The sequence below is a fragment of the Actinomyces sp. oral taxon 171 str. F0337 genome, assembly GCF_005696555.1.
Lineage (GTDB): Bacteria > Actinomycetota > Actinomycetes > Actinomycetales > Actinomycetaceae > Actinomyces > Actinomyces oris_E.
The window spans coordinates 1,856,294-1,873,829 of sequence record NZ_CP040005.1 but is presented as its reverse complement, the minus strand read 5'-3'; the positions used below and the strand labels follow the sequence as shown (position 1 = coordinate 1,873,829).

Below are 17,536 nucleotides of genomic sequence, written 5' to 3'. Positions count from 1 at the left end.
GTGGAACATCGACAGTGGAAGGTCGCGATAGATTGAGGAACTATGAGCAACCACGCCTACGAGTCGGCCGCCGCCCTACGGCCGAGCTCCAATGGTCCCATTCCCATCAGTACTCTGAGCGAGCGCTTCTCCCTGGCTCCCGCCTCAGCTGAGGATGCCGCCGCCCTCAACGACCTGAGCATCCTGGGGGTCAGTGTCGACTCCGCCGACACCGCCCCGGGCGAGCTCTTCGTGGGACTGCCCGGTTTCACCGTCCACGGGGCCCGCTTCGCCGCCGAGGCCGTCGCCTCCGGGGCCGTCGCCGTCCTGACCGACTCCGACGGCGCCCAGATCGTCCACGAGTCCGCTCCCGGTACCCCGGTCCTTGTGCACGGCGATCCCCGGGCCATCGTCGGTCCTCTGAGTGCCGAGGCCTACCATCACCCGGCACGCGGTCTCATCACCACCGCCGTCACCGGAACCAACGGCAAGACGACCACCGCCTACTTCCTCGACGCCATCCTGTCCGCCCACGTCGGTGGCTGCATGGTGGCCGGAACCGTCGAGCTGCGCGTGGGGGAGCACTCCGTGGAGTCCCCGCGCACCACCGTCGAGGCCCCCGTCCTGCAGCGGATGATGGCCCTGGCCGTGGAGGACAGGGTCGGTGCCGCCTCCCTGGAGGCATCCAGCCACGCCATCGTCCTGCACCGGCTCGACGGCATCGTCGTCGATGTCGCCGGCTTCACCAACCTCCAGCGTGACCACCTCGACTTCCACAAGACCATGGAGGGCTACCTGGAGGCCAAGGCGCGGCTGTTCACCCCCGAGCACGCCCGCCGGGGCGTGGTCTGCGTCGACGACCAGTGGGGTGCCGCCCTGGCCGCCGATGCCCCCATCGAGATCGACCGCGTACGTGCCTACCCCGGTGACGCCCCCGCCGACTGGTGGGTCAGTGACGCCGCCGTCTCCCTGACCGACTCCGCCACCACCTTCACCCTCCACGGGCCCGACGGCGAGCAGATCGAGGCGTCCTGCCCCCTGCCCGGACTCGTCAACGTCCAGAACGCCGCCCTGGCCCTGGTCATGGCCATCCGTGCCGGGGTGCCTGCCGCCACGGCCGCCGCCGCCCTGGCCGGTGCCCACAACATCCCCGGCCGTATGCAGCGCATCAGCCAGCGCGACGGCCGACGCGGCCTGTGCATCGTCGACTTCGCCCATACCCCCGAGGCCATGGAACTGGCCCTCAAGGCCGTGCGTCCCATCACCCCGGGGCGCCTCATCGTGGTCTTCGGCTCCGACGGCGACCGTGACCAGGGCAAGCGGCCCATGCTGGGCCAGGTGTGCGCCCGCCTGGCGGACGTTCTGGTCATCACCGACGAGAACCCCCGCAGCGAGGACCCCCAGCTCATCCGCGACGCCATCCTGGACGGGGTGCGCGGCGTGCGCCCCGACCTGAAGGATGTCGAGGAGATCACCACCTGGCGCGGCGACGCCGTGCGCCGGGGCGTCGAGCTGTGCGGACCCGATGACACCGTCATCGTCACCGGGAAGGGGCACGAGCCCTTCCTGGAGATGGCCGGGGAATTCATCCGGTACAACGACGCGCCCGTCATGGCCGAGGCCGTCGAGGAGAAATGGGGACGGGCATGAGGCTCAGCCTGAGTCAGATCGCAGCCGCTGTCGGCGGCAGGCTCATCGGCCCGGACGTCTCCGTGACCGGACCGGTTGTCACCGACTCGCGTCAGGCCACCGAGGGCTCGCTGTTCGTCGCCGTTCACGGCGAACGCACCGACGGCCACGCCCACCTGGGGTCGGCCGGAGCCCTGGGCGCCGTCGGAGCCATCGTCTCCGACCTGGAGGCCGCACGCAGTGGGCTGTCTCAGGGGCGGACCGAGGAGCCGTCCATGGGGCTCGTCCTCGTGGAGGACACCGTGACGGCCCTCGGCGCGCTGGCCCGCACCCACCTGGAGGAACTGCGCCGTGCCGCGGCCGATCGCGGTGAGCGTCTCACCGTGGTGGCGATGACCGGCTCGGTGGGCAAGACCACCACCAAGGACCTCACCCGGCAGCTCCTGGCCCCCTCAGGCCCCACGGTGGCGCCCCGGGCCAGCTTCAACAACGAGATCGGCCTGCCGCTGACCGTGCTCGAGGCCGACGAGTCCACCCGCTACCTCGTCCTGGAGATGGGAGCCTCCGGACCCGGGCACATCGCCTACCTCACCGGTATCGCCCCCCTGGACGCGGCCGGGGTCCTCATGGTCGGTCACGCCCACATGGGCGGTTTCGGCTCCATCGAGGGCGTCGCCGCGGCCAAGGCGGAGATCATCGCCGGCTTGCGACCCGACGGAACTACCATCCTCAATGCCGACGATGCCCGCGCCGCAGCCATGGCCGAGCTCGCACCGGCACGCGTCCTCACCTTCTCCTCCCAAGGCCGGGCGGCCGACCTGAGGACCGAGAACGTGGTCCTGGACGTTGCCGCCCGAGCGGCCTTCGACCTTCACCTGCCCGGACTCGATGAGCCCCGACGCGTCCAGCTGTCCGTGGCCGGCGCTCACAACGTGGCCAACGCCCTGGCCGCCGCCGGCCTGGCCCTGGCCGCTGGCCTGGCCCCCGAGCTCATCGCCGAGCGGCTCGGCTCCGTGAGCATTGAGAGCCCCCACCGCATGGATGTGTCGGAGCTCGGTGGGGATCTTCTCCTCATCGACGACTCCTACAACGCCAACATCGACTCCATGACGGCGGCGCTGGCCGTGCTACCTGCCCTGGCCGGGGACCGGCGTCGCGTCGTCGTGGTTTCCGAGATGCTCGAGCTGGGGGAGTCCTCGGCTGCCGATCACGCGCGCACCGGAGAGCTAGCGGCCCAAGCCGGAGCCGCTATGCTCATCGGCATCGGCTCCACCCAGGAGGCACTCGAGGCGGCCGGGGCGCGAGGGGTCGAGGTCGTCGGTTTCGATGATGCCGCGACCGCCATCTCCCAGATCGACGCCCTGCTGTCCGACGGCGACGCCGTCCTGGTCAAGGGCTCCAACGGCTCGGGCGCCTGGCGCCTGGCCGATCACCTCAAGGAGGTTCGTCCCCGATGACCGCCATCCTCATCTCCGGCGTGGTCGGACTCGTGGGCACCCTGTTGGGGACGCCCCTGCTCATCCGCTACCTCCACGCCAAGGAGTACGGACAGTTCATCCGCCAGGACGGCCCCCAGGGACACTTCACCAAGCGCGGCACGCCGACGATGGGCGGCCTCGTCATCATCATCTCCACCGTCCTGGGATACACCCTGGCCAATCTCACCCAGCTGCGCACACCGCGCGCCTCCGGGGTCCTGCTGCTCTTCCTCGTCGTCGGGCTCGGGCTCATCGGATTCCTGGACGACTTCGAGAAGATCTCCAAGCAGCGCTCCCTGGGACTGCGGGCATGGCAGAAGATCGTGGGGCAGGCGCTCATCGGCATCGGATTCTCGGTGGCGGCCCTGCACTTCGCGGACCGCAATGGGCTCACTCCGGCCTCCACCCGGATCTCCTTCGCTCGGGACTCGGCGGTCAACCTGGCCTTCGCCGGCAGCGTCGTCGGGCTCATCCTGTTCATCCTGTGGGCGAACTTCCTCATCACCGCCTGGTCCAACGCCGTCAACCTCACCGATGGTCTCGACGGACTGGCCGCCGGCGCCTCAGCCATGGTCTTCGGTGCCTACACGCTCATCGGGGTGTGGCAGACCAACCAGTCCTGCAACTACGGACACGAGACCATGGTCCCCACCACCTGCTACCAGGTCAGGGATCCCCGTGACCTGGCCATGATCGCCGCCGCGCTCATGGGGGCCTGCTTCGGCTTCCTGTGGTGGAACGCCTCACCGGCCAAGATCTTCATGGGCGACACCGGGTCGCTGGCCCTGGGCGGGGCCGTCGCAGGCCTGTCGATCCTGACCCGCACCGAGTTCCTGGCCGTCATCCTGGGCGGACTCTTCCTGGCCGAGGTCATGAGCGACATCATTCAGATCGTCTCGTTCAAGTCGACAGGCCGACGCGTCTTCCGCATGGCTCCACTGCATCACCACTTCGAACTGGGAGGATGGACCGAGGTCAACGTGGTGATCCGCTTCTGGATCATCGCCGGCCTGTGCGTCATCGCGGGACTCGGACTCTTCTACGCCGAGTACCTGCGCCAGCTCATCTTCGGGTGAGCCCGGACGCTCGGGCCACCGCGACCCGACGAACCATTGATGCAGTCTTCTCCCGCCGGCAGCCCGGTGAGGAGCAGTGAGGAACCAGGAGCGTGAGCCCGCACCGTGACCAGTCTGACTGAAGTCCCCGGTGAACCGCCCAGTGCCGTCACCGGCCCTGGCGGGGCCCTGAGCGACCAGCTCGACGGCGCCCATGTGGCCGTCGTCGGACTGGGGCGCACCGGGCGCGCCGTCGTCGATGCCCTGGCCACGCTGGGGGCCCGCATCCACGTCTTCGACAGCCGTGAGTCCTCCATCGACACGCTGGAGACCCCCGTGGTCTCCGCCACCGTCGCCGACGGCGAGACGACCGCGGCCGCGCTGGCGGACTCACCGGCGCGACTCCTCGTCGTCTCACCCGGGGTCCCGGCCACCGGACCGGTCCTGCGAAGCGCCGAGGCCGCAGGTATCGAGACCTGGAGCGAGGTCGAGCTGGCCTGGAGGATCCAGCAGGACTCGTCGCATCCGGACGTCCCCTGGCTGACTCTGACCGGTACGGACGGCAAGACCACCACGGTCAGCATGCTCTCGACGATCCTGGCGGCCCAAGGGCTCACGGCCCCGGCCGTCGGCAACATCGGCACTCCCGTCATTGAGGCGGTGCTGTCCGGCAGTGCCGACGCCCTGGCCGTGGAGCTGTCCAGCTTCCAGCTCCACACCACCAGAACCCTGGCGCCCCTGGCCTCGACCTGCCTCAACCTGGCTGCCGACCACCTCGACTGGCACGGAGGCCTGGAGGCCTACGCCCGGGACAAGGCCCGCGTCTACTCCGGCACCCGGCTCGCCGCCGTCTACAACCTCGCCGACGCCGCCACCGAGGACATGGTCCGTCAGGCCGACGTCGTCCAGGGCTGTCGCGCCGTCGGCTTCACCCTGGCCGCACCGGGGCTGGGGCAGGTCGGCATGGTCGAGGACCTGCTGGTCGACCGCGCCTTCCATGCCCAGCGACGTTCCAGTGGTGTCGAGCTGGCCACCACCGCTGACCTGGTGCACCTGGCCCCAGGGCGGTGCGCCCAGAACCTTCCCGCGCACCTGCTGGCCGACGCCCTGGCCGCCGCCGCACTGGCCTGTGCTGCCGGAGCCGACCCGGAGGCGGTCACTGCCGGGCTGCGCGCCTACAGTCCCGGAGCCCACCGGATCGTCACCGTCGCCGAGGCGGAGGGCATCACCTGGGTCGATGACTCCAAGGCCACCAACCCGCACTCCGCCGAGGCTGCGCTGACCTCTCTGCCGCAGGGGACCGGTGTCTGGATCTGCGGCGGCGACACCAAGGGCGCCCAGTTCTTCGACCTGGTCCGCACGGTGCGCCCGCACCTGCGTGGCGCCGTTGTCATCGGCAAGGAGCAGGACGACATCTTGGCGGCTCTGGAGCGGGAGGCCCCCGACCTGCCGGTCACCCGCGTCAGTGACGGTACCGCCGAGCAGGTGAGCGCCGCGGCTGTGGAGGCCGCCGGCGCCATGGCCCGCAGCGGCGACACCGTCATGCTGGCCCCGGCCTGTGCCTCCTGGGACCAGTTCACGTCCTACGCCCAGCGCGGAGACCTGTTCGCTGCCTGCGCCCAGGCCTACACCCATGGCGATGGCGCCCGGAGCACGGACGTCTCCGGCGACCAGGAGCAGTCGTGAAGACCGGGTCCGCCTCGGCCACCGCTCGTCGCTCGTCGACCTCCCCCTCGTCAGGCTCCTCGCGGGCGTCCGGAGGCTCGTCGCAGGGGACCGGTGCCGGTCGCAAGCCGGAGCGGACCGCCCCCCGAAGGGGTGCGGGCGCGCCGTCCAAGCAGGCTGGGAAGCCATCCGGCTCACGGCCCACGGGCCCGGGTGGTCGTCTGCGTGACGCCTGGCGCAGGCGCCTGGCGCACTGGGGCGAGCGGCTCTCACGACCCTGGGACGGCAGGGCCTCTCAGGAGCGTCGTCGGCGTCCTTCGGCCGGTGAGCCCGACTCCGCTCAGAGCTCCGAGCAGGTGACTCTGACCTACTACTGCCTGCTCGTCTCCACCCTGGTGCTGGAGACCTTCGGGCTCATCATGGTCTTCTCCGTGCAGTCGGTGACCGTTGCCGCCAACGGCGGCAACGCCTTCACCGACTTCGCCAAGTACCTCATCTTCGCGGTGGTCGGGACCCTGGGCATGGTGGGGGTCTCCCGCATGCCGCTGTCCTGGTTCCCGCGGATGGCATGGGGGCTTCTGGTGCTGACGATCGCCTTGCAGTGCCTGGTGTTCACGCCCGTCGGAGTCAATGTCTACGGCAACCGCAACTGGATCCAGGTCCCAGGGGTCGGCACCGCCCAGCCATCGGAGTTCATCAAGGTGGCCCTCGCCCTGGTCCTGGGCACCCTGGTGACCTGGTACGCGGACAGCCGCCCACGGGACCGGGTGTGGATGGCGGGCTGGGGCGGTGTCGCCGTTGCGATCCTGAGTGTCCTGGGTGGTCAGGATCTGGGAACCGTCATCATCCTGGTGAGTATCGTCGCCGGGGCCCTGTGGGTGGGGGGAATGCGGAAGCGCTGGTTCGCCCTCCTGGGGGCCGGTGGCGTCATCATGTTCGCGGCCGCCTCCATGCTCAGCGCCAACCGGCGTGCCCGGATCACCGCCTGGATCCATCCCGAGGGCGCGGACCCCACGGGTGTGGGCTACCAGCCCAAGCACGGGATGTGGGCGCTGGGGACGGGAGGCTGGCTCGGCGTGGGGCCGGGATCCTCACGCCAGAAGTGGGGCTACCTCACCCAGGCGGACTCCGACTACATCTTCGCCGTGCTCGGAGAGGAGTTCGGACTGGTGGGCACGCTCGTCGTCATCGCCCTGTTCGCGGTCATCGGTGCCTGCTGCCTGCGGCTCATGAGACGCCACACCTCCACGTACGTCGTGGCCACGACCTCGGCCATCGGTGCGTGGATCGTGGGGCAGGCGATCATCAACATGGGGGTCGTCACCGGTGCGCTGCCGGTACTGGGCGTCCCGCTTCCCCTCGTCAGCCGTGGAGGGACCGCGCTGGTGTCGGTCCTCCTGGCCATCGGGGTGCTTCTCGCCTTCGCGCGCCACGAACCCGGTGCGCAGGAGGCCCTGTCCACGAGTCCCGGGGCGCTGCGTCGTTCCCTGGCAGTCATTGTCCCTAGGAGGAACCGTGCCCGAGACAAGTGAGAGCGCAGGCTCGCCCCAGCAGGTGAGTTCCAGCGGCTCGGAGCGACCTCGGCCGTTGCGGGTGCTGCTGGCAGGTGGAGGTACCGCCGGCCATGTCAACCCGTTGCTGGCCACGGCCGCGGCCCTGCAGGACCCTGCCCTGGGCGGTGATCCTCGTACGCGGATCCTCGTCCTGGGGACCGCCGAGGGACTGGAGAAGCGACTGGTGCCCGAGGCCGGCTTCGAGCTGGCCTTTGTCCCCAGAGTTCCTCTGCCTCGGCGCCCCAGCGGTGACCTGCTGCGCCTGCCGCACCGGCTGGGAAAGGCGATCGGCGCCGCCACTGAAGCCATTGAGACGATCGGGGCCGACGTCGTCGTCGGTTTCGGTGGCTACGTCTCGACCCCGGCCTACCTGGCCGCCAGGAAAGCCGGGGTACCAGTCGTCATCCATGAGCAGAACGCCCGTCCGGGCCTGGCCAACCGGCTGGGGGCGTCCTGGGCTCAGGCAGTTGCCCTGACCTTCGCCTCCACCCGCCTCAAGGCCTCCAAGGGACGTACCGAGGTCACGGGGCTGCCGCTGCGCCCGGCCATCGCCACCCTGGTGGCGCAGCGGGCCACGAGTGAGGGCACCCGCCAGGCCCGCGTCGAGGGCGCGCAGGAGCTGGGGCTCGACCCCGACCTGCCCACGCTGCTGGTGACGGGCGGATCCCTGGGGGCCCAGCACCTCAACGAGGTTCTGAGCGAGTCGCTGGGCTCCCTGCCCGCAGGGCTTCAAGTGCTGCACCTGACCGGCAAGGACAAGGACGCCCCGGTGCGCGCCGCCCTCGAGACGGCAGCGGCCTCAGGCGCTGCGCAGGACCTTTTGGAGCGGTACCACGTGCTCGACTACCTGACCACGATGGAACAGGCCTACGCCTGCGCCGACGGGGTCCTGTGCCGTTCCGGCGCCGGTACCGTAGCAGAGATCACAGCCCTGGGACTTCCAGCGCTCTACGTCCCCTTACCGATCGGCAACGGGGAGCAACGTCTCAACGCCGCTGATGTCCTGGCCTCCGGAGGCGGACGCATGGTGCTCGACGCCGACCTCACGTCCTCCGACATCCTTGACTTCGCGATGCTCATCTCCGACTCTGAGCGGCAGGCCGCCATGGCCCGGGCCGCGGCCTCCACCGGCGTCCAGGACGCGGCGGCCCGCCTGGCCGCCCTCATCCAGCAGTGCGCCTCCATCCACGACACTCCCACTGATGAGGAGAACGCGGCATGATCGCCACGACACCCCAGGACAGCTCCCACACCGCCTGCCAGCCGACCGGCGACGGTCATTGCACGCTGGCGGACAGGGGCTTCCACCTCATTGGTATCGGGGGAGCGGGGATGAGCGTGGTCGCTCAGCTTCTCGCCGCCCGTGGCGCCCGGGTCTCCGGATCTGATGCCCATGGCGGTCCCGCCTTCGACCATCTGAGCGACCTGGGCATCACGACCCACCTGGGGCATGACGCCGCACACGTTCCCGAACGGAGCACGGTCGTGGTGTCCACTGCCATCAAGGAGACCAACCCCGAGCTCGCCGAGGCCCGTCGGCGGGGCCAGGAGGTTATCCACCGGTCCCAGGCGCTGGCCCTGGCCGCTCAGGGGCTGGACTTCGTCGCCGTGGCCGGCGCGCACGGCAAGACAACGACCTCAGGCATGCTCGCAGAGGCCCTGACGGATGCCGGCGCCGACCCCTCCTTCGCCATCGGCGGGGTCGTGCGGGCCCTGGGCACCGGGGCACACCTGGGGAGCGGTTCCGCCCTGGTCGCGGAGGCCGATGAGTCCGACCGCTCCTTCCTCAACTACTCGCCCCGCGTGGAGATCGTCACCAACGTCGAGCCCGACCACCTCGACAGCTACGGCACCGCGGAGGCCTTCGAGGCGGCATTCGTCGATTTTGCTCACCGGCTGGTTCCCGGGGGCCTTCTGGTCGCCTGTGCCGCAGACGCCGGTGCACTGCGTCTGGCGCAGTCCGCAGCCGCCGAGGGCCTGCGCGTCGTCACCTACTCCTTCGGCGGCCCCGACACCCTCCCCGGCGGAGTACTCGTGGGGGAGGGGCACGTCCACCTGGACATCCAGGATCGCGGAGCCTCATCCACTCAGGCACTGCTGACCCTCACCACGGCGACCGACCGTGAGTCCGCCGGCGGCACCGGCGAGGAACCGAGCCGCAGCCCGGTTGAGCTGGTGCTGGCCGTGCCTGGGGACCATGTGGCCCTCGACGCCGCCGGCGCCTGGGCCGCGGGCATCGAGCTCGGCGTCGAGCCTGCCCGCATGGCCCGGGCCCTGGGAGTGTTCGGAGGCACGGGCCGGCGCTTCGAGGACCGGGGTGAGGCCGACGGCGTACGTGTCATCGACGACTACGCCCATCACCCCACGGAGATCGAGGCACTGCTACGCACGGCACGGGGCGTGGCCCAGGAGCGCGGTGGACGGGTCCTGGTCCTGTTCCAGCCGCACCTGTTCTCCCGCACCCGGGCCTTCGCCGACCGCTTCGGACAGGCGCTGGCCCTGGCTGACGCCGTTGTCGTCACGGATGTCTACCCCGCCAGGGAGACTCAGGCGGACTTTCCCGGTGTCACGGGGGACACGGTCGCCCAGCGGGTCCCCGGTGGCAGAGCCAGATTCGTCGCCGAGCGCCTCGACGCCGCACGCGCGGTAGCCGACTCGGCGCGCCCCGGAGACCTGCTGCTGACAGTAGGTGCCGGAGACGTCACAGAGCTTGCTGCTACGGCACTGGCCGACCTGGCGGTGCGTGAGGGCGGTGCAGCCTCCTTGCCCGCGGAACGAGGCGAGCGGGCATGAGGAAGCCCTCGGCCCCCCGTCCTGAGCGCTCCAACCGCGCTCAGGACGCCCCGGCCAGCATCCCGCCTCGCCGTTCCGGCCCCCGACGTCCGCGTCCCACCCGTTCAGCGCAGGGACCGTCCGCGCCGAGCACCCCGACGGATCAGGGGACTGAGCAGACCGGTCCGTCAGCCACTGCCAGGCGGCCCCGGACTGCCTCCGCTTCCAGGACATCCAGGGGCGCGGGCGGCGCCCTGCCACCTTCGCGGCCTCGACGTTCAACGATGTCGAGGGGCGCGTCCAGCGCCTCTCCCTCGTCGCGTCGCAGGGGCGAAGGCACCAGCCGAACCAGTCCCCGCCAGGCGTCTCCCAGTCCCGACGCAGCCGCAAGCACCGAGCTGACCGTGTTCGGCCGCCGGCAGGTGGCTCTTTCCGGAGGAGATGACCGGGTCGTCTCCACCGGGCTCGCCGATCGGCTCAAGGAGCGTCAAGCCGCCCTGTACCGGTTGCGGCAGCGAAGGGTGGTGACGACCGCCGTTGTCGCGCTCGCCATCGTCCTGACAGTCTGGGCCCTGGCCTTCTCACCTCTCCTGGGCCTACAGGTCCGCAGGATCTCCGTGGCGGGATCGGACGGCAGCGTCTCCGACAAGCAGGTCCGAGACATTCTGGCCTCGTACGAGGGCGACTCGTTGCTGCGGCTCGACACCGGCCGGCTCTCCACCCAGGTGAGCGACAAGCTGGTCCGGGTGCGCCGGGCGCAGGTGACCAGGGCCTGGCCCCACGGGCTGCGGGTGCATCTGACGATGCGCGTCCCGGTGGCCACCGTGCAGGACTCGGACGGATACCAGGTCCTCGACAACGAGGCCGTGGTCCTCGAACGGGTCTCCGAGGCGCCGTCGGGGCTGGTGACCATCGTGCCCGGTCCCGCTGCGCAGGCATCGGGGCCACAGAGGGTCTCAGCCAAGCAGGTGGCTGCTGTCACCCAGGTGGTGGGCTCTCTCGCGCCGGAGACCCTGGCCCAGGTGAGCAGCGGAAGCGCAACTGAGGCGGGGCAGGTCACACTGACCTTGTCCAGTGGGGCCAGCGTGGTCTGGGGGAACAACCAGGACAACGGGCTCAAGGCGCGGGTCTTGGCGACTCTCATGACGACCACTGCGTCCATCTACGACGTCTCATCGCCTCATCGTCCCACCACCCGATCCGCCGACGGGGCGACCACGACAAGCACGACACCATCGAAGGAGTCCTGAACGGTTCTTCCGCTCCACCGCTCCATGGCGTTCCGAGGGATGGTGGAGCGGGGAGCAGCGCACGCCGCTCAGTCCTTCAGGTTTATTGCAGGTAAATCGCAGTGATATAGCAGGGAATCCGCAGGCAACTGCACACGAACACGCCGGGCTTCAATGCGATACGACGTCCTGGAAGTCTCATAGCGTTGACCCCGTCATTCAGAGAATGACATAAGTATTGACCTTAACTTGAGGTTGAGGTTTGAGGGGAGTCCTCATGAGGGGGCTCAGGACGAAACTCGCGGAGGGGACGCCAGTGGTCGAGAGCATGGCTGTGGACGACTCACAGCACTATCAGGCAGAGATCAAGGTCGTCGGTGTTGGCGGCGGCGGCGTCAACGCCGTCAACCGCATGATCGAGGCCGATCTGCGTGGCGTGGAGTTCATCGCCGTGAACACCGACGCCCAGGCGCTGCTCATGTCCGACGCTGACGTCAAGCTCGACGTCGGGCGAGACCTGACCCGGGGCCTGGGGGCAGGAGCCGACCCGGCGATCGGCCGCAAGGCCGCTGAGGACCACGAGTCGGAAATCCGTGAGGCCCTTGACGGATCGGACATGGTCTTCGTCACCGCGGGTGAGGGGGGTGGCACCGGCACCGGCGCAGCTCCTGTCGTCGCCCGCCTGGCCAAGAGCATCGGTGCGCTGACCATCGGTGTGGTCACCCGTCCCTTCTCCTTCGAGGGGCGCCGCCGCTCGGCCCAGGCTGAGGACGGTGTCCAGGCGCTGCGCGAGGAAGTCGATACCCTCATCGTCATCCCCAACGACCGCCTCCTGCAGATCGCCGACAAGAACATCTCCGTCGTGGACGCCTTCAAGCAGGCTGACCAGGTTCTTCTTCAAGGTGTCCAGGGCATCACCGAGCTCATCACCACCCCCGGCCTCATCAACGTCGACTTCAATGACGTCAAGTCCGTGATGCAGGGTGCCGGCAGCGCACTCATGGGTATCGGCTCGGCCACCGGTGAGGGACGTGCGATCACGGCTACCGAGGAGGCCATCGCCTCGCCGCTGCTGGAGACCTCGATCGACGGCGCCCACGGTGTGCTGCTCTTCTTCCAGGGCGGCTCCGACCTGGGTCTGTTCGAGATGAACGAGGCCGCCAACCTGGTGCGCGAGGCCGTCCATCCCGAGGCCAACATCATCGTTGGAAACGTTGTCGACGGTGCCCTGGGCGACGAGGTGCGTGTGACGGTCATCGCCGCAGGCTTCGACTCCGAGCCGATCGTCGGTGGCCTGTCCGATCCGATGGCTCGGCTGTCGCGGGCCGCTGCTGTTCCGCCGGTGCCCTCGTCACCGGTCGACGACCTGCCTGCGGCTCCCGCTCCTCGCGGCGGTGCCCACGCGGCCCAGAATCCGGTAACCCGCCCGGTCCCGCTGGCCCCTCCGCCCTCGTCGTCGCCGGCGGCTGCGGCGCACTTGTCGGAGGTCGGTGCGGCTGAGGCACTCTCGTCGGGGAGCATGCCGGCCTACGTGGATGAGGCCTACAGCTCCTACGGCTCGGCACCGGCGCAGCAGTCGGCCTCCGATCTTGAGGTTCCTCAGGTGATCGGGGTCGACGCCGACGACGACGGCATTGATCTGCCTGACTTCCTGCGCTGAGCGGTGCCGCTGCCCGGGGGTGCTACCACCATGTGTGATGCCAGCGCCGTTGAGATCTCGGACCTGATCGAGGTGGATCTGGGCCCGCGGGCTCGTGGGTACTTCACTACCCGCGGTCTGCGGGCTCGTACCGTTTCCGTCCCGAACGCTGCCGGCACTCATGCCCGGGGAGGTGAAGGCGATGGCGGCGGACACGGGGGTGGGGCCGCCTACGACGGGTGGAACCTGGCGCTCCATGTCGGAGACGACCCACAACGTGTTCATTGTCACCGTCGTCGACTCGAGGATCTGCTGGGACTTGAGCAGGGGAGGCACCTGGCCTGGATGAACCAGGTTCACTCCGCCGTCGTGTCCACTGCCAAGGTCGATGAGGTGCCCACGGCGGACGCGCTCGTCCTGGATGCCCGGACGGTTGGTGCGCCTGCAGGGTGCTGCGTGCTCGTGGCCGACTGCGTTCCCGTTCTGCTGGCGTCCGGGGACGGTGCCCTGACTGCGGCAGTGCACGCCGGGCGGCGAGGCATGCTCGACGGCGTCGTCGCCTCCACGATTGAGTTCCTCCAATGTGCGGGAGCGGAGCCAGCTGATCTGTGGGCCGCAGTGGGGCCATCGATCTGTGGCTCCTGCTACGAGGTCCCAGATGACATGCTCGCGCTGTCCGCGCAGCGCGAACCGGCGTGCGCCTCACGCACATCGTGGGGCACGCCTGGCCTTGACGTCGCGGCAGGCGTCCTCGCTCAGCTCGAGCGTGCCGGCGTTGGCCACATCAGTGCTGATCGGTGGTGCACGTACGAGGACCCTCGCTTCTACTCCTACCGTCGTGACGGAGTGACCGGGCGCCTGGCAGGTATTGCTATTCCACGATAAGGCCTAGTCTGCTGAATAAATCCTGGGCGTGACCTACCTGAAACCTGAGGTGGGGGACACGCCGAGTTGAGGTCCCCAAGCGGTGTCGCGGGGGCGGATACCGTCGCAGCACATCCGGAACGCAGGGGACCGGACGAACCAAGGAGCGATAGATGGGCGCGCTGCGCAGTATGACCAGTTTCCTCGGCTATTCAGAGCCGGAGGAGGAGACCTACGAGGACAGCTATGAGGCTGCCGACGCGAGCTACGCCGTGCAGGAGCACGAGCAGGACTTCGTTGACGAGGGGTATGAGGACTTCTCCGCCCCGGCTGCGCCCGAACCCGTTGCCGCCGCCCCGGACCTTCGACGTATCGTCACGGTTCACCCCTCGACCTACAACGAGGCCAGGATCATTGGCGAGTCCTTCCGTGACGGCGTTCCCGTCATCATCAACCTCACCGGCATGAGTGAGTCTGACGCGCGTCGCATGGTGGACTTCTCCGCTGGTCTGGTCTTTGGCCTGCACGGCGCTATCGAGCGTGTCACCCCGCGCGTGTTCCTGCTGACGCCGGCCAGCGTGGAGATCGACGGCGGTGAGGTCGCCGAGGCTCGCGGCCGCTTCTTCAACCAGAGCTGAGCTGACCCGTACGTGAACCTCGTCTCTGTAGTGGCCGGGATCCTGTCAAGCATTTTGAGCCTGTACTTCCTCATCCTCCTGGTCAGGGTCGTGCTCGACTGGATTCAGGTCTTCGCCCGCCAGTGGCGACCTCAGGGGGTCGTCCTGGTGCTGGCCAACCTTGTCTACGCCCTGACGGATCCACCTCTGCGAGTGATCCGCCGGAGGGTTCCCATGGCACGCCTGGGAGGGATCGGTATCGACCTGAGTTTCCTAGTCCTGGTCTTCGGGATCTGGATGCTCCAGTGGTTCCTCCGACTTCTCATCTGAACAGGTGTGAAGTCGTGAGCGAACCGCTAGAGTGCTGTTCTCACGTCAGCGTGAGATAGCGCGCTTGATGTGGCCTGAACCTCGAGTTCAGGTACTCTGTCCGCATGAGTGACCGGATGCCCGGTGCTCGTGACCTTATCCGTAACGACACCGAGGTGACGACCATGACGCTGCTGACAGCAGACGACGTCCTCAACAAGAAGTTCCAGGCGACCAAGTTCCGTGAGGGCTACGAGCAGGACGAGGTCGACGAGTTCCTCGACGAGGTAGTCGAGGCGATGCGTCAGCTGGAGGCTGAGAACGCCGACCTCAAGGCCAAGCTCGAGGCCGCCAACCGCCGAATCGCCCAGCTCAGCGAGGGGGCTTCTGTCCCCTCCGCCCCCGCCTCCCCGGTATCTCCGGTCCAGGCAGAGCCTGCCATGTCCATGCCGGCCATCTCTTCCGGAGACTCCGGCGCTCAGGGCCCGGCTGCCGCGTCCGGCATGCTCGAGCTGGCCCAGCGGCTCCACGACGAGCACGTCGCCAACGGCAAGGCGGAGGGTGAGCGCATTGTCACCGAGGCTCGCTCCACCGGTGAGCAGATCGTGCGTGAGGCAGAGGATCAGCGCAACCGCACCCTCGCCCAGCTGGAGAAGGAGCGTGCCGCCCTCGAGCAGAAGATCGACGAGCTGCGGCGCTTCGAGTCCGACTACCGCACTCGCCTCAAGAGCTACCTGCAGAACCTTCTGGCCAACGTCGAGGACGGCGGCGAGAGCTCCATCTCCGGCTTGTGATCCTCCAGGCAGTGATCGCCTCCCGGCCTACGTTCGTGAACACTTCAGGGACTGGCCAATGGAGCCCCATCACGATGCTCCCCATCCGCTCAGGATGGTTCACCTCCTCCAGACGTCAGTGACGCGGCCTCTATCGAAGGGCGGTGACCCGCGAGGGTCGCCGCCCTTCGCTGGGTACACAGCCCATTCGTCACCTGTTCTCCTCTGAACGCAATGCGAGAAAGCCCTATGCCTGACCACGTCGATCCTGCCTCCTCCGTGGAGGAAGCCGCCGGCAATGCCTGTGGCGCCGGTAACACCGATAACGTTGTCTCGCTGCCCACAGACAACCCCTTCAGTGCCATGGAGAGATCCATGAAGCCTCAGGAGAACGGGGAGGCGGGCAGGAAGTGGTTCAAACGCCTCCCAGTGATCGTGCTGTGGTTGGTGGCGGTCGCCATCATCATCGTGGACCAGGCCACCAAGCAGTGGGCACTCTCCGCCCTGGCCGACGGTCGGCACATGGCGCTGATCGGTCACGCACTGGGACTGGTCCTGGTGCGCAACCCGGGTGCCGCCTTCTCCTTCGCCACGGGGCAGACCTGGGTCTTCGCACTCATCGCCTCCTTGGTCGTGGTCATCATCATCCGTGTCTCCCGGAACCTGGCGTCTCGGTCCTGGGCGGTGGCTCTCGGTCTGGTGCTTGGCGGGGCGGTCGGCAACCTCATCGACCGCCTCCTGCGTGAGCCCGGTTTCCTGCGTGGACACGTCATCGACTTCATCGACTACGGCGGTTACTTCGTCGGTAATGTCGCAGACATCGCGATCGTACTGGCCGCCGCGGGCATCATCATCCTGTCCCTGGGAGGCTGGGAGATCGACGGCACGCGTGCCGGCGCCCAGAACGCTCCGGAGGACGGAGGGGCCGGCGGATCGGCCTCCTCAATCCGCCGAGGATCCCGAGTCCACCGGAAGAACAGCGGCGAGACGCCCTCGAAGCCATCGGGGTCCTCAGAGGCGGCAACGCGGACGACCCCAGCGGAGCAGCAATGAGCACGCGCCTGCTGCCCGTACCCGACGGCTTCGACGGCGAACGCGTCGATGCCGCACTGGCCAGGATGACGGGGCTGTCCCGTAGCCGGGTCGGGGACTTGTGCGAGGCCGGTGGCGTGCGCAGGAACGGTGAGGACCTGGCCAAGTCCGCTCGTCTGCATGCGGGCGAGCTTCTCGAGGTCGACCTGCCCGACCCGCGTCCCGTCGAACCGGTTGCCACGCCTGTGGAGGGCATGGAGCTGCTCTACGAGGACGAGGACATCGTCGTCGTCGACAAACCTGCAGGTGTGGCCGCACACCCCTCCATGGGCTGGGACGGTCCCGACGTCCTCGGCGCTCTCAAGGCCATGCGCGTCCGGGTGGCCACCTCCGGCGCCGCCGAGCGCCAGGGCATTGTCTCGCGCCTGGACGTGGGCACCTCGGGCGTCATGATCGTGGCCAAGGGGGAGCGGGCTTACTCGGTGCTCAAACGCGCCTTCCGGGAGCACACGGTGGACAAGGTCTACCACGCCCTGGTGCAGGGCCACCTCGATCCCTCCAGCGGCACGATCGAGGCACCCATCGGCCGCCACCCCAGCCGGGAGTGGAAGATGGCCATCATCGAGGGCGGGCGCGAGTCCATCACCCACTACGACGTCATCGAGGCGATGCCCGGGGCCTGTCTGGCCGAGATCCACCTCGAGACCGGACGCACCCACCAGATCCGCGTCCATATGGCCGCCGTTGGCCACCCCTGCGTCGGAGACGCCACCTACGGCGCCGATCCGGCCATGACGGCACGCACCGGTCTGATCCGCCAGTGGCTCCACGCCCGCGAGCTCGGGATCGCCCACCCCATCACCGGTGAGCACATGGTCTTCACCTCCGGGTACCCTGCCGACCTCACCCACGCCCTCGACGTCCTTCGCCTACCGTGAGCGG

At 68.7% G+C, this 17,536-nt stretch carries 15 protein-coding genes; all 15 read left to right on the top strand.

Features of this window, described 5'->3' with window-relative positions:
* The first annotated feature begins 42 nt into the window (after positions 1-42).
* The 15 genes from FBF36_RS08225 (at position 43) to FBF36_RS08155 (ending at position 17,532) form a co-directional block, all read left to right on the top strand.
* Positions 43-1,629, top strand: a complete 1,587-nt coding sequence (locus FBF36_RS08225; RefSeq protein ID WP_009393810.1) for a UDP-N-acetylmuramoyl-L-alanyl-D-glutamate--2,6-diaminopimelate ligase — start codon at positions 43-45, stop codon at positions 1,627-1,629.
* Positions 1,614-3,065 (top strand): UDP-N-acetylmuramoyl-tripeptide--D-alanyl-D-alanine ligase, encoded by a 1,452-nt coding sequence (locus FBF36_RS08220; protein ID WP_009393812.1) that lies wholly within the window; start codon positions 1,614-1,616, stop codon positions 3,063-3,065. The genes FBF36_RS08225 and FBF36_RS08220 overlap by 16 nt, the downstream gene beginning before the upstream one ends.
* Positions 3,062-4,162: a phospho-N-acetylmuramoyl-pentapeptide-transferase gene (mraY, locus tag FBF36_RS08215; RefSeq protein ID WP_009393814.1), complete on the top strand. Its 1,101-nt coding sequence runs from the start codon at positions 3,062-3,064 to the stop codon at positions 4,160-4,162. The genes FBF36_RS08220 and mraY overlap by 4 nt, the downstream gene beginning before the upstream one ends.
* Before the next feature lie 105 nt (positions 4,163-4,267).
* Entirely contained in the window at positions 4,268-5,827 is a 1,560-nt protein-coding gene (murD, locus tag FBF36_RS08210) for a UDP-N-acetylmuramoyl-L-alanine--D-glutamate ligase (RefSeq protein WP_009393816.1), read from the top strand.
* Positions 5,824-7,338, top strand: a complete 1,515-nt coding sequence (locus tag FBF36_RS08205; RefSeq protein WP_034491174.1) for an FtsW/RodA/SpoVE family cell cycle protein — start codon at positions 5,824-5,826, stop codon at positions 7,336-7,338. Before murD ends, FBF36_RS08205 begins: the two co-directional genes overlap by 4 nt.
* Complete coding sequence (locus FBF36_RS08200; RefSeq protein WP_034491175.1) at positions 7,322-8,581, top strand: UDP-N-acetylglucosamine--N-acetylmuramyl-(pentapeptide) pyrophosphoryl-undecaprenol N-acetylglucosamine transferase; 1,260 nt, start codon at positions 7,322-7,324, stop codon at positions 8,579-8,581. The genes FBF36_RS08205 and FBF36_RS08200 overlap by 17 nt, the downstream gene beginning before the upstream one ends.
* Complete coding sequence (murC, locus tag FBF36_RS08195) at positions 8,578-10,152, top strand: UDP-N-acetylmuramate--L-alanine ligase (RefSeq protein WP_009393821.1); 1,575 nt, start codon at positions 8,578-8,580, stop codon at positions 10,150-10,152. The genes FBF36_RS08200 and murC overlap by 4 nt, the downstream gene beginning before the upstream one ends.
* A gap of 383 nt (positions 10,153-10,535) precedes the next feature.
* The gene (locus tag FBF36_RS08190) at positions 10,536-11,381 is read left to right on the top strand and encodes a cell division protein FtsQ/DivIB (protein ID WP_009393823.1); all 846 of its coding nucleotides are present in this window, start codon (positions 10,536-10,538) and stop codon (positions 11,379-11,381) included.
* 307 nt (positions 11,382-11,688) lie between these two features.
* On the top strand, positions 11,689-13,020 hold the full coding sequence (ftsZ, locus tag FBF36_RS08185) for a cell division protein FtsZ (protein ID WP_225792321.1): 1,332 nt from the start codon (positions 11,689-11,691) through the stop codon (positions 13,018-13,020).
* 30 nt (positions 13,021-13,050) lie between these two features.
* Positions 13,051-13,884: a polyphenol oxidase family protein gene (locus FBF36_RS08180; protein ID WP_034491178.1), complete on the top strand. Its 834-nt coding sequence runs from the start codon at positions 13,051-13,053 to the stop codon at positions 13,882-13,884.
* A gap of 152 nt (positions 13,885-14,036) precedes the next feature.
* Positions 14,037-14,501, top strand: coding sequence for a cell division protein SepF (locus FBF36_RS08175; RefSeq protein WP_009393832.1), 465 nt, complete (start codon positions 14,037-14,039; stop codon positions 14,499-14,501).
* Positions 14,502-14,513: 12 nt separating this feature from the next.
* Positions 14,514-14,810, top strand: a complete 297-nt coding sequence (locus FBF36_RS08170) for a YggT family protein (RefSeq protein WP_034491181.1) — start codon at positions 14,514-14,516, stop codon at positions 14,808-14,810.
* A 164-nt stretch (positions 14,811-14,974) separates the two neighbouring features.
* Complete coding sequence (locus FBF36_RS08165; protein WP_034491216.1) at positions 14,975-15,583, top strand: DivIVA domain-containing protein; 609 nt, start codon at positions 14,975-14,977, stop codon at positions 15,581-15,583.
* Positions 15,584-15,811: 228 nt separating this feature from the next.
* Positions 15,812-16,615: a signal peptidase II gene (gene lspA / locus FBF36_RS08160; RefSeq protein ID WP_009393837.1), complete on the top strand. Its 804-nt coding sequence runs from the start codon at positions 15,812-15,814 to the stop codon at positions 16,613-16,615.
* A complete protein-coding gene (locus FBF36_RS08155) occupies positions 16,612-17,532 on the top strand; it encodes an RluA family pseudouridine synthase (RefSeq protein WP_009393839.1) in 921 nt (306 codons plus the stop codon). Before lspA ends, FBF36_RS08155 begins: the two co-directional genes overlap by 4 nt.
* Positions 17,533-17,536 lie beyond the last annotated feature (4 nt).